12 protein-coding genes are annotated in these 12479 nt (G+C 68.5%); 4 read left to right on the top strand and 8 right to left on the bottom strand.

Annotated features, from left to right (window positions below; all coding sequences use genetic code 11):
• The first annotated feature begins 4 nt into the window (after nt 1–4).
• A complete protein-coding gene (locus tag DFW101_RS12240; protein ID WP_009181839.1) occupies nt 5–250 on the top strand; it encodes an SHOCT domain-containing protein in 246 nt (81 codons plus the stop codon).
• A gap of 204 nt (nt 251–454) precedes the next feature.
• Entirely contained in the window at nt 455–1075 is a 621-nt protein-coding gene (locus DFW101_RS12235; RefSeq protein WP_009181838.1) for a tetratricopeptide repeat protein, read from the top strand.
• A 401-nt stretch (nt 1076–1476) separates the two neighbouring features.
• Here DFW101_RS12235 and DFW101_RS12230 read toward each other — a convergent pair whose 3' ends face one another.
• A complete protein-coding gene (locus DFW101_RS12230) occupies nt 1477–2346 on the bottom strand; it encodes a universal stress protein (RefSeq protein WP_009181837.1) in 870 nt (289 codons plus the stop codon).
• Nucleotides 2347–2495: 149 nt separating this feature from the next.
• On the opposite strand from DFW101_RS12230, the gene DFW101_RS19085 reads away from it, so the two are divergent.
• Nucleotides 2496–2663: a FeoB-associated Cys-rich membrane protein gene (locus DFW101_RS19085; protein WP_009181836.1), complete on the top strand. Its 168-nt coding sequence runs from the start codon at nt 2496–2498 to the stop codon at nt 2661–2663.
• A 191-nt stretch (nt 2664–2854) separates the two neighbouring features.
• Here the strand turns inward: DFW101_RS19085 and trxC are convergent, their stop codons facing one another.
• The 3 genes from trxC to DFW101_RS12215 form a co-directional block, all read right to left on the bottom strand.
• Nucleotides 2855–3289: a thioredoxin TrxC gene (gene trxC / locus DFW101_RS12225; RefSeq protein ID WP_009181835.1), complete on the bottom strand. Its 435-nt coding sequence runs from the start codon at nt 3287–3289 to the stop codon at nt 2855–2857.
• A gap of 154 nt (nt 3290–3443) precedes the next feature.
• Nucleotides 3444–3917 (bottom strand): siroheme decarboxylase subunit alpha, encoded by a 474-nt coding sequence (gene ahbA / locus DFW101_RS12220; RefSeq protein WP_009181834.1) that lies wholly within the window; start codon nt 3915–3917, stop codon nt 3444–3446.
• A 2-nt stretch (nt 3918–3919) separates the two neighbouring features.
• Entirely contained in the window at nt 3920–5221 is a 1302-nt protein-coding gene (locus DFW101_RS12215; protein WP_009181833.1) for a GGDEF domain-containing protein, read from the bottom strand.
• Between the two features lie 885 nt (nt 5222–6106).
• On the opposite strand from DFW101_RS12215, the gene DFW101_RS12210 reads away from it, so the two are divergent.
• Nucleotides 6107–6511 carry a carbohydrate kinase family protein gene (locus DFW101_RS12210; RefSeq protein ID WP_009181832.1) on the top strand — a complete coding sequence of 135 codons (405 nt, stop codon included), beginning with the start codon at nt 6107–6109 and terminating at the stop codon, nt 6509–6511.
• A gap of 100 nt (nt 6512–6611) precedes the next feature.
• Here DFW101_RS12210 and DFW101_RS12205 read toward each other — a convergent pair whose 3' ends face one another.
• The 4 genes from DFW101_RS12205 to DFW101_RS12190 all read right to left on the bottom strand — a co-directional run bounded on the left by DFW101_RS12205 (nt 6612) and on the right by DFW101_RS12190 (nt 12453).
• Nucleotides 6612–8732, bottom strand: a complete 2121-nt coding sequence (locus DFW101_RS12205; protein ID WP_009181831.1) for a sensor histidine kinase — start codon at nt 8730–8732, stop codon at nt 6612–6614.
• Nucleotides 8733–9033: 301 nt separating this feature from the next.
• Nucleotides 9034–9306: a TMEM165/GDT1 family protein gene (locus tag DFW101_RS12200; protein ID WP_009181830.1), complete on the bottom strand. Its 273-nt coding sequence runs from the start codon at nt 9304–9306 to the stop codon at nt 9034–9036.
• A gap of 129 nt (nt 9307–9435) precedes the next feature.
• A complete protein-coding gene (locus DFW101_RS12195) occupies nt 9436–11382 on the bottom strand; it encodes a molybdopterin biosynthesis protein (RefSeq protein ID WP_009181829.1) in 1947 nt (648 codons plus the stop codon).
• A 180-nt stretch (nt 11383–11562) separates the two neighbouring features.
• Nucleotides 11563–12453: a carbon-nitrogen hydrolase gene (locus tag DFW101_RS12190; protein WP_009181828.1), complete on the bottom strand. Its 891-nt coding sequence runs from the start codon at nt 12451–12453 to the stop codon at nt 11563–11565.
• Nucleotides 12454–12479 lie beyond the last annotated feature (26 nt).

Raw genomic sequence — 12479 nt, 5'->3', positions numbered from 1 at the left:
GACCATGTGGGGTTGCCAGACGCTTCTTCCCTTCCCCGGCGGCGGATTCTTTTTTCCCGGGGCGTTCCTGTGGCTCCTGGTTCTCGTCGCGGTCTTCCTGATCGTGCGGGCCATGCTCCCGGCCGGAAACCACCGCCGGGGAGCCCGGGCCGACCGCGAGGACGCCATGCGCATCCTGCGGACCCGGCTGGCCGAGGGAGCCATCTCGGAAGAAGAATTCGACCGCCTGCGCCGGGCCGTGGAATCCTGATCCGCCTCCTTTTTGCAACCAACGGACCGGGCCTGCCCGCCGTTGTTTCCATACCGAACCGGACCTGATCGTGTATCCCTCCCCTCTCCACGCCCGCGGCGGCTTCGGCCGCCGCGGGTTTTTGCGCGTCCGGTGACTTTTGACCGCGAGATTGCTAGGCTCCCGCCCGGACAACACCCATTCCCGATCCAACAAGGAGATTTCATGAACAATACAAGGAAAGAAACCGGCGCCACCGTCAGCCGCAGCGCAGCCCTGCTCGGAGCCGGACTGGCCCTGCTCGTCGGCCTCTACCTCGGATTCACCCTCCACGGCCTGGTCGGCGGCAAGGCCGGCGCCCCCGAAACCCCGCCCGCCGCCCAGGCTCCGGCCATGCCGGGCGCCCCGGCCGTCAACCCGGCCCTGGCCGACCGCGTCAAGGCCCTCGAAAAACAAACCCAGCTCGAACCGGCCAACGCCGCGGCCTGGACCGAACTCGGCAACCTCTATTTCGACACCGAGCAGCCCGAGAAAGCCATCACCGCCTACGAAAAGGCGCTGACCCTCGATCCCAAGCAGCCAGACGTCCTCACCGACCAGGGCGTCATGTACCGCCAAGTCGGAAAATTCGACAAGGCCCTCGAATGCTTCAATAAGGCCATCGCCATCAACCCGGGCCACATCATCGCCCAGTTCAACAAGAGCGTGGTGCTCGAACACGACAAGCACGACAAGGCCGGGGCCATCGCCACCCTGAAGGAGCTGGCCGCCAAGAACCCCAAAGCCGTCCTGCCCGGCGGCCACACCGTCGATCAGGCCATCCAGGAAATGCAGTCGGGAAGCTAAGGACACGCGGAACGTGGGAGAAACCTCCGGCGGCCGGGGCTCTGCCCCGGACCCCGCTGGGGCGCTGCCCCAGGCCCCGCCAGGGCGCTGCCCTGGACCTGCCGGGGGGGATCACCCCCCCGGACCCCCCGAACGGGGTGGGCGGAAGTTGGGAAGGCTACGGTCGGGCGACGGGGCATCGACGGTTATGGCCGGCTTTGCCGCGACCCGCAGGCCGCAAAGCCGGCCAGCCCGTCGCGGCAAAGCCGGCCATACGGTGCGCCGGCGGCGAAGCGCCGCAGAAAAGAAGGGGCCGAAAAGCCGCTCCACCCCTTGAAGCGTTTTTTGGGAAGGAGGGGGTCCGGGGGAGGGAACCTTTTTTTGCAAAAAAAGGTTCCATCCCCCGGTTCTCTTTTCTTTATTTACTTACACAACCACAAGGCCGCGCCTTCGATGCCGCGCAGGATCTTGAGGCTGGTGGTGGCGAAGATGTGGTTGAGGGTCGAGGGCCTGTGGCTGGTGCGGCCGATGGCCACGGCCGCGTACTTGCGGCTGTCGGCTTCGTGGAGGATGGTCTTGGCCGGGTTGGACGAGGTCATGACCTTGATGCTGATCCGGTCGTCGGCGATGTCGTTGCTCTTGATCTCGGCCATGGCCCGGCCGAAGATCTGTTCCGCGTCGATGCACCGGTCGTCGGCGCAGACGTGGAGCAGGGTGATGTCGTGGCTCGGCTCGTGGCGCAGCATGTAGCCCACGTGGTCGGCCACGCGCAGGCACTCCTCGGACCCGTCCACGCACACGAGCACGTTTTTGCGCTCGCGGTCCGTGTTGCGGCAGATCCAGATGGGGAAGGTCAGCGACTCCCAGAGGATGCGGTGGGACACGCTGTCGGTCACCATCTCCTCGAACCAGGACAGGCCGCGCCGGCCGAGCACCGCCGCGTCGTAGAGCCCTTCCTCGGACTCCTTGACGATTTCCTTGACCGTGCCGAGCTTGCCCTGGGAAAATTTCACCCGCACCTGGTCCTTGGCAAAACCCATGGTGTGGAGCCATTCCCGGGCTTTTTCCATGGCCGGCACGCCGTGGGCCGCCTTGTCCTGCTCAATGTGGACCACGGCTTCGGGAGTGGCTTCCAGGTTGATGGGGTCGAGCCTCCAGTCCGGACGCCGGGGCACCACGTAGAACAGCGTCAGCTTGAGGTCGGCGATCTCGGTGAAGAAATGGTGCACGAAACGCAGGCTCTGGGAGGTTTGGAACTCGTCGCTGACGGCCACGAGCAGATGCTTTTCCATGAGGCGCGTCCTTGGGTGGCGGATCCCGAAGGAAGGGGCCGCCGGGTTCGAGGGGGCTGTTTTTTAAGACGATAAAACATCTTGCGCGATCTTGGAAAGGGCTTATTCTCCATTTCGATGCTGATTTTCATTTTCAAGGAGAGGCGACCATGGACACGCTCATTGTCTTTTTGATCATCGCGGTGGCGGCCGGTTTCCTGATCAGGCGGTTTTTCTTCAAGAAGGGCAACTCCTGTGGCTGCGGTTGCTCCGGCGGAGGCTGCTCCGGGGGGAGCAAGTCCGGCGCGGGCTGCTCCGACGCGGGCAGGCGCCTCTAGCGTCTTGCCCCTTGAAAAGCGGACCCTATTTTTAAAAAAATAATTATTCAGGCTTGTTGCCAGCCAAGTCCGCCGCCCAGGATTTTGGAGGCGCGCCTCCCGCCCCGGAGCGGCCGCCCGCCGCCGCTCCGGGGCGGGAGGGGCCTGACGGCCGCCTCGTCCCCGAAGGCGCGGCGAAAGGGGGCCGGCGTCTACAGGCTTTGGCGCACCCAGGCCACGATTTCGGCCGCGCCCCTGGCCCCGGAGATGCGGGTCTTTTCCCGGCCGCCGCTGAAAAGGACCATGGTCGGCACGCCCTGGATGCGCATCCGGTCGGCGATGTCCTGTTCCTCCTGGGTGTCGCACTTGGCCAGGATCACCCGGGGATGGAGCATGGCCGAGGCCTGGTCAAAGGCCGGGGCCATGGCCCGGCAGGGGCCGCACCAGGGGGCCCAGAAATCGACCAGGATGGGCAGGTCGCTTTTGGCGACAAAGGTGTCGAAGTTGGCCTGGGTCAGGGTGACGGGGTGGGGGTCAAGGATGGGGGCGCGGCATTTGCCGCAGACCGGCCCGCTGTCGAGCCGGCCGGTCAGGACGCGGTTTATGGCCTGGCACTTGGGGCAGACGGCGAAAATGGCATCGGGCATGACAACCTCCGCATCGTTTGGCAGCCGGACCGGGCCTGCCTCGGCCCTGTCCCCATCCCTGCCAGGTTCAGGCCGCGCGGTGGGGACGTTCTGGTCCAATACCCGGAAGATAACCTGTTTCTGACAAAAAAACAGGGCCGTTCCATGAATAGGCCTAGACGCGCGCCGCCGGCTCGGCCGCGTCGCTCATGGCGAAGTCCACGCGGATCTTGAACAGGCGGTCGGCCGGCAGGTTCAAGATGGCCACGCCCGTGGCCGCGGTGATGCCGGCCAGGGCCTCGGCAATGGCCTCGCGCGACGGTCCGATCATGGTGAACCAGACGTTGATCGGGTGGTCGCGCAGGTAGTTGTGGGTCACGCCCGGGTGGGCGTTGACGGCCGCGACAAAGGCGTCGATCTTGTCTGGCGGGGCCGTGGCGGCGCACAGCGTCGATTTGAAGCCGATCTTGCCCGACTGGAAGTTGGCCCCGATGCGCCGGATGATGCCCTTGCCCTTCAAGGCCCGCACCCGGGCCAGGGTTTCGGCCTCGGTCAGCCCGACCTCCCGGCCGATGGCCTCGTAGGGCCGGGGAGCGATGGGGAAACCCGTCTGAATGATGTCCAGAATTCGTTTGTCCGTGGCGTCCATACTCACCGTGCGTCGTGTTGCGGCGAAGCTTCCCGCTCCACCTTGTTTCTTCCACCGTTCTTGGCCCGGTAGAGGGCCTCGTCGGCCCGCCGGAGCATGGCCTCGGGCTCCTGGCCCGGCACATGCCCGGCCACGCCGAAACTGGCCGTCACCCGGCCGACCCCGGCAAATTCCTTGTCCCCCACGGCCAGCCGCAGCCGCTCGGCCAGATCGTACGCTCCCTGCCCGTTGATGCCCGGGGCCACCACCACGAACTCCTCGCCTCCGTACCGGGCCAGCCGGTCGACCTGGCGCAGGCCGGCCCGCAGGCGCGCGGCCAGCTCCACCAGCACGGCATCCCCCACGGCGTGGCCATGGGTGTCGTTTATGGCCTTGAACCGGTCGATGTCCAGCAGGACCACGGACAGGGGCGACCGGTAGCGGGCGGCCCGGGCCGCCTCGTCGCCAAGGACCTCGGTGAGCTTCCTGCGGTTCATGGCCCGGGTCAGGGGATCGAGGTTGGCCAGATCCAAGAGCTCGCGGCGCTCGAGCTCCAGGTCGGTCACGTCGGCCAGGGTCAAAAGGCACCGGTCCCGGCCCGGCAGGCGGGTGGCCGCCACCTGGAACACGTGGGCCGGCTGGTCCGGCCGGCCGGGGTGGTGGAGCCGCAGCCGGTGCTCCCGGTCGAGGCGGTCGTCCGGCAGGCGGCAGGCCCAGGCGGCCAGCCCCTCCCGGGGCGGCGGATCGGCCAGGAAGTGCTCCAGGGAAAGCCCCTTGGCCGTGAACTCCTGCACCGAGGCCAGGCCCATGAAGCGCAGAAAGGCCCGGTTGATGGAAACGACCCGCCCGCCGTGCAGGATGGCCGCCGGCTGCGGGGCCTCGTCCAGGAAGTGGCGGACCAGCTCCCAGGCGTCCTCGGCCGATTGCCTGGAGCCGATCTCCAGCACGGCGTCGTCCAGGGCCTCGGCCAGGGCGGTGGGATCAAAGGGCCGGACCACGGCGCGCACGCCCGGCAGGGACAGGGTGGCGAGGACGGAAAGGACATCCTCGGCCGTGCCGGTCAAAAAAAGCGGCATGCTCCGGCAGGCCTGGCGCAGGGCGGCGGCCAGGGCGGCCCCGCCGCCGGGCAGGCGGGCCGCGACCACGGCCATGTCCGGCGCGCCCTGGGCCACGGCCTTGCGGGCCTCGGCCAGGCTCGCGGCCATGACCACGGCGTCGAACCGGGGGCCAAGCAGGCTTGCGAGCACGTCGCAGGCCACGCCTTCGGCCTCGGCCAGAAGGACGGTGGTGCGCTTGCCATGGCCCGTTCCCCGTTTCTCCTCCATCCCCCAGGCCTCCGGCTGCCTACATAAGACGGATCGCGCCCCTTGTCATCGCCGGGGAAATGGGTAATTGCTGCTAGTGCGTGGAAGTTCCATCCGTGGCCCTGACAAGGAGGCGGCCATGCTACGACGTACCAGATGGCTTGTTGTCTTGCTGCTGGCTTTCCTGGCCCTGCCGGCGCTTCAGGAAGCCGCTTCGGCCCAACCCCGGCCGCATCCAGGCCCCGGTCCCCGGGCCTGGGCGGGACCGCGTCCCGGTCCCGGCCCCTGGCGCGGACCCGGGCCGTGGCCCGTGGTGGTCTATCCGGGACCGGGCTGGGCCGGCTATCGGCCCTATCCGGGCCCCGCGTACCCGGGCTATCCCTATTATCCCTACTCCCCCGGCTACTACCCCTACCCCGGCCCCGGCGTGTACCTGGGCCTCGGGCCCTGGCCCTATCCCGGTCCCTACCGGGGTCCCGGCCCCGTTGTCGGTCCCTACCGCGGCGGCCCCTGGCCGGGCCCCGGACCGGTCGGCAGGCCCTTTGTCGGCCCCGGTCCCGGCTTCCGGCCGGGTCCTGGCGTCGGACCGGGGCCGGTCGTCGGTCCTGGTCCCGGATTCCGCCCGGGTCCTGGCGTCGGGCCCGGCGTCGGGCCGGGCCATCCCGGTCCTGGCCCCGGACCGGGTCCGGGCCCCCGGCGCTGACCGGCCCGACAGGCCGGGCCCCTCGGCCTCGTTGACGCCGGCGGCAAGGGAGGCTAGAGTGGCAAAGGCTTGAAAAACCGCATGGTTTCTTCAGGATACGAACCGAGCGGGGGGGGCGGGCCCCCCCGTTTCGAAGGCCCGGTGCGGGGGCCCAGGCGGCAGCGGCCCTTCCTCCTTTCCGACCCTTTTCAAGGAGCATGTGCATGGCACGCGTTTGCATGGCGGCGTTGTTGGCCCTTCTGCTGGCGGGCTGCGCCGGCAATATCGCCAACAAGGCCGCACTGGGCACCGAGCCCACGGTCTACGCCAAGGTCTTAAAGGAGCCCGATCCGCTGCTCCTCGGCTGCTACCTGCGCTCCCGGCCCTCGGAATTCAACCGGCCCAACAGCTACCAGTACTGCCTGGTGAAAAAGGGCGACCGCTACGCCGTCTACTACAAGTGGCGCGACGGCAAGACCATGGAGCAGCACGAGGGCTGGATGCCTTTCACCATCAACGGCGACCGGATGATCAGCGACACCGAACCGAGCACCTACCTGGTCAAGGACGGCGGCGTCTGGCACAACTACGGCGGCCGGTCCATGCTGAGCCGCATGGTCCGCGAGTAGCGGGCCGGCCGGCTCCCGGCTTCGATACCCGGTCCCCGGCCTTTTCCCCGCCACGGGCGGCTGCGGCCGCCCGTGGCGGGCCCGGCGTCCCGGACGCCGCTCAGGCCGGAAAGACGACCTCGACGCGCAGGCCGCCGTCTCCCGACAAGGCCGCCCGGCCCTGGAGCTGGCGGACCAGTTCCTTTATGAGCGTCATGCCCATGGTCTGGGCCCTGGCGTAATCGAACCCCTCGGGCGTCCCCGGGCCCGTGTCCTCCACCCAGAGGCGCACGACGCCGCCTTCCACCCGGCTCCCCACCCGCAGTTCCCCGGCCCGGCCGGCGACGAAGGCGTGCTTGCAGGCGTTGGTGATCAATTCGCCAAGGAGCAGGCCGCAGGGCACGGCCTTGTCCAGGGAGAGGCGCAAGGGCTCGGTGTCGAGGACCAGGGCCACGTCCGCCAGGGTCTTGCGGAAGATGCCGACGATGCCCCGGGCCAGGGTGGCCACGTATTCCCCCATGTCGATGGTGGCGACCTCCCCGTGGCTGTAGAGTTGCTGGTGGACCAGGGCCATGGAGCGGATCCGGATTTCGAGCTGCCGGAACCGGTCCCGCTCGCCGGAATCGGTGGCGTCCTCGGCCTGCAGGCTGATGAAACTCAGGATGATCTGCAGGTTGTTTTTGACCCGGTGGTGGATTTCCTTGAGCAGGATGTTTTTCTCCTCCAGGTTCCGTTCCAGGGCCTCCCGGGCCTTTTCCCGTTCGGTCACGTCGTCGAGCCGGATGACCACGCCCTCGGCGCCGTTGGCGATCAGCGGGTAAAAGAGCATGTCCATCAGGCGGATGGCCTGGTCCAGGGGCAGCGCCAGCTTCTCCACCACCAGGGCCCGGCGTTCCCGCAGGGACTGTTCCAGGGTCTGGCGGTAGGTGGAAAGGGCGGGCATGGATTCGGCCATGGTCCGGCCCATGGCCGTGTCCCGTTCGAGGCCGAGCAGGCGTTCGGCGTTGCGGTTTATGTGCGTGACCCGGCCCGCGCTGTCGCAGCCGATGATGGCCGAGGGCATGGATTCCAGGATGTTGTTGAGCATGCCGCGCATCTTGCCGAGGGCCACGGCCGCCTCGATCAGCTCCCGGTCGCGGGTTTCGTGGGCCGCGGCCATGGCGTTGAAGATTCGGCCCAGGCGCCTGACCTCCAGGCTGCCGGCGTCATCCGGGACCCTGGCCGACAGGTCGCCGGCGGCCAGCCGTCCGGCCGCGTCGGCCAGGTTGGTGATGCCGCGCCCGATGGCCGCCCGGCCGGCCAGCCGGGCGATGAGCAAGGCCAGGAAGGTGGCCACGAGAACCAAGGCCAGTCCCCGGCGCAGCAGGATGTCGGCGTTGCGGAAGGCCTCCCGGCGGGCGCTCGACACCACGATGGTCATATAGGGCGGGGCCTCCGGGGCCAGCCGCAGCCGGGCGAAACTGAAAAGGCCTTCCTCCCCCGTGAGCCTCGGCGCCATGAATGTCCCCTCGTCCGCGTCGGCCGTCGCGAAACGCTCCCAGTTCGGGGCATGGGCCTTGGCCCCCAGGGGATAGCGGGCGTCCAGGGGATAGGCCAGCATCCGGCGGCCGTTGCGGTCGAGCAGGGTCACGCGGGCGTGGGGCGGCATCTCCAGCTTTTCGAGAAACGCCTCATAGCCCTGGAGATAGTAGGACATGCCGAGGATGCCCTGGAGCGGTCGGCCGGCATTGCCGGTCGGTAGGGCGAAAGCCAGGATGGGCCTGCCTGTGGTCCGGCCCAGGATGAAATCGCCGACACCCAATTTCCCCGTGTCCATGGCTTCGCGGAAGTATTTCCGGTCGGAAAGGTCCTCGCCGACGAAAGGCGGCAGGCCGGCGGCCGTGACCCGGCCGGACGCGTCGGCCATGAAGATGTTGGAAAGCTCGGGGTGGTCCCGCAGCAGGGCGGTGAAAAGCCTGTCGCAGGCGGCCAGGTCGCCGCTTCCGACCGCCTCGGTCCGGGCCAGGGCGGCCAGAAGCCCTTCGGCCTGGCGGGTGACGCCGTGCTGGATGGCGGCCAGGCTCCGGGTCAGGTAGCGCAGCTCCTCCTCCGCCTGCCGCTCGGCCTGGTCGCGGGCCTCGAAGCTCGACAGCGTGATGATGGCCATGGCCGGCAGGGCGGCCAGCAGCACCACGCACAGGAGCAGCGTCTCGATGGAGCGTTCCAGGAACCATTGCCAGGGGGCAAACCGGGGTATTCGCATGCGCATTCCAGACGTGGCTGGGAAAGCAAGCCCAGGTTGCCGGTTCCGGGGAAATCCGTTCAGCCGGGGCGCGCCTCGCGCGTAAAACGGGCGCGCAAAAATCCCTCCTCCGTTTCCACGGCCAGCCGCCAGCCGGAGACCGTGACCAGCTGGTCGTCAAGGACCGGCCGGGCGCTCGGGGCGACGAGGAATTCCAGTTCCCGGGCCCTCGAAAGGCGGAGATACCAACCTATCTCCAGGCCGAGGCCTCAGCACATGGTCCGCAGGTCAAAGGCAAGGCGTCCTTCTTCCACGGGGCCTCCTAGAGCTTGTCGAAATAGATCAGCACGCCCATGACCACGAAGGCCACGGCCGCGACTTTTTTGATGATGTCCGGCGACACGAAGTTGCAGATGAACTCCGCGAAAATGACGCCGAGCAGGCTCGTGGCGACAAGGGCCAGGGACGAGCCGGCAAAGACGATCCAGGGTTTTCGCGAATCCGCGGCCGTCAGCACGCAGGCGAGCTGGGTCTTGTCGCCGAGTTCGGCCACGAAGATGGTGGCAAAGGTCGTAGCCAGCAGTTTCCAGTCCATATTTCCCTCTTATCTCCCCTGCTCGGATAAACACCCGCCCGCCCCGTTCGGGAGGGTCCGGGAGGGGGTGACCCCCTCCCGGTGGGGTCCGGGGCAAAGCCCCGGCCGCCGGAGGCCCATCCTTTTCCGCTACGCCGCCGGCTCCCCGGGCAGGCCCATGCCCGGCGCCATGATCCGGCCGCTCCAGTCGGTCTCGTAGCCGCCGAGGGCCCGGACCTGCTCCTTGAAGGCCTCGCTGCCCACCACCGCGAAAACGGCCGCGATCTTCTGGTCGTCGCGGTAGGCGGCGGGGATGACCAGATCGTAGCGCTCCCGGGCCAGGGGCACGAAATCGAGGCCGAGCGCCTTGGCCGCGGCAAAGACGCCCAGGCCGCAGTCGGCCGCGTCTGTCTTGACGTTGACGGCCACGGCCATGTGCGTGTGCTCTTCCCGGTCGTAGCCGGAGATCCGGTCCGGCGTCAGCCCGCTTTTGGCCAAGTGGTGGTCGAAAAGGATGCGCGTGCCGGCCCCGCGCTGGCGGTTCAGGTACCGGACCCCGTCCCTGGCCAGGTCGGCGATGCCGGTGATCCCCTTGGGATTGCCCGGGGCCACGATCAGGCCCTGGTGGCGGATGGCCAGGTTGACCACGGTCACATCCAGGCCGGGCAGGTACTTGGCCAGGAAGGGGAAGTTGTAGTCCCCGCTTTCCGGGTCGAAGAGATGGGTGCCGGCCAGCATGGACGCGCCGTTTCGCAGGGCAATGAGGCCGCCCATGCTGCCGACGTGGCTGGAGGCCAGCCGCATGGGCGGATCGCCGCGCATGAGCCTGTCGGCCAGGATGTCGAGGGTGTTGTCGTGGCTGCCGACGCAGACCAGGGTGCGGGCCAGCTCCCCGGCGTCGACCAGAAGCTCGGCCGTGACCGTGGCCCCGGATTCCAGGCCCTCGGCCTCGGGCGGCAGCTGGGTGACGGCCTGCGCCTTGGTCATGGTGGAGATGCTGCCGGCCCCCCGGGACAGGGGCAGGGCCACGTACTCGTCGCCGACCTGGCCCACGGCCAGGCGGACAAAATCCACCATGCCGATGCGCGACGGCACGCTCCGGGCCAGCGTCGCGGCCACGGTCTGGCGGGTCTTGGGCTCGGCCCGGGACAGCCAGCAGGCCAGGGGATACAAAAGCCGCTCGAAGCAGACCACCGAGCTGACCGGATAGCCCGGGGCCCCGACCACCAGCTTGCCCCGGGCGACGCCAAGGAGTGACGGTTTGCCCGGCATGGCGGCCACGCCGTGGACCAGCACCTCGCCGACCCGCTCGATGGTGGCCCGGGTGAAATCCTTGCTCCCGGCCGAGGACCCGGCCACGATGACCACGATGTGGGCGTCGCTATTGAGCCCCTCCTCCAGGGCGGCGGCCAGGGCGTCGGGGTCGTCCCGGATCGGCGCCACCCGCTGGCAGGCCATGCCCCATTCGTCGGCCAGGGCGCACAAGAGCATGGAATTGCTCTCCACCACCTGGCCCGGGCCCGGGGCCGGGCGGGAGGTGAAATCCATGACCTCGTCGCCGGTGGGAATGACCCGGATCCGCACCTGTTCGTACACGTCCACGTCGTAGGCGCCGCAGGAGAGCAGGGCCCCCACGTCGTAGGCCGAAATGCGCCGGTGCCGGGGCAGGATCATTTCCGTGGCCACGATATCCTCGCCGATGCGGCGCACGTGGGTGAAGGGCGCGACCGGGGATTCGATGGTGGCCGTGTCGCCGTCCATGACCACGTTTTCGATCATGATCACGGCGTCGAAGGCGGACGGCAGCGGGTGGCCGGTGTTGACGAACACGAACCCGTCCCCGGTCAGGAGCCGGACCGGCGAGCCCTCCCGGGCCAGGAAGGTGTCGGCCGCGCGCACGGCGATGCCGTCCATGGCCGCGCTGTGGTAGGTGGGCGAGGAATAGCGGGCCATGACCGGCTCGGCCGTGATCCGGCCGGCGGCCCGTTCGGCCCCGATCCGCTCGACCGTCAGCAGGGCCTCGCGATCGAGCGCGTCCTTGGCCCGGGTGAGAGCCTCCTCGATGGGAATCGTGCGCAGATAGATATTTCGCTTCATGTAGCCTCCGGCGGCTGGGGGAAGGAACCCCCTTTTTGCAAAAAGGGGGTTCCTTCCCCCAGACCCCCATCTTCCCCCAAAAACGCTCAAAGGGGGCGCCTCATCCGCTCTCCCACATCCCCCGTTCGGGTGGGTCCGGGAGGGGGTGACCCCCTCCCGGCCGCCGGAGGCATCTTTTTCCTACTCCGTCCCGTACAGCCGCCCCAACCCGCCGTAGGCGTCCACGCGGCGGTCGCGCAGAAACGGCCAGTGGCGGCGCTGCGTTTCGAGGACCTGGGGATCGATGACGCCGGTGACGATCTCTTCGGTGTCCAGGCCGGCCTGGGCCAGGACCCGGCCCGAGGGGTCGGCCAGAAACGACGAGCCCCAGAATTCCAAAGTGTCGCCGTAGCCCGCGCCCGAGCCTTCGATCCCGACCCGGTTGATGGCGGCCACGTAGATGCCGTTGGCGATGGCGTGGCCACGCTGGACCGTCATCCAGGCGTCGCGCTGGGTCTCGCCGTAGGCGGCCTTTTCCGACGGATGCCAACCGATGGCCGTAGGATAGCACAGGACCAGGGCGCCTTGCAGGGCCGTGGCCCGGGCCGCTTCGGGGAACCACTGGTCCCAGCAGATGAGCGTGCCGATGGGGCCGAAGGGCGTGTCAAAGGCCTTGAATCCCAGGTCCCCGGGCGCGAAGTAGAACTTCTCCTCAAAGCCCGGGTCGTGGGGGATGTGCATCTTGCGGTAGACGCCGAGGTGCCGGCCGTCCGGGCCGAGCACGGCCAGGGAATTGTGGTAGCAGCCGGGGCCCCGGCGCTCGAAGAGCGGGGCCACGACCACCACGCCCGCCGCCTTGGCCGCCGCGGCCATGGCCTGGGTGGTGGGGCCGGGAATGGGTTCGGCCAGGTCGAAGGCGGCGTGGTCTTCGGTGCGGCAGAAATAGGGCGTGGCGAAGAGTTCGGGCAGGCAGACGACATTGGCCCCGGCCTTGGCGGCGGCGGCCACGCGGTCGGCCGCCTTCTCGACGGACGCGGCCACGGTCTTTTCCGGGGCCATCTGCACAAGCCCTATGGTGAACGGCGCGGCCATGGGGACTCCTTGTGGCAATGGGTCAT

The organism is Solidesulfovibrio carbinoliphilus subsp. oakridgensis, from assembly GCF_000177215.2.
Lineage (GTDB): Bacteria > Desulfobacterota > Desulfovibrionia > Desulfovibrionales > Desulfovibrionaceae > Solidesulfovibrio > Solidesulfovibrio carbinoliphilus.
Note: the sequence above shows the minus strand (reverse complement) of the source record. Positions and strands in the feature narration are given on the sequence as shown.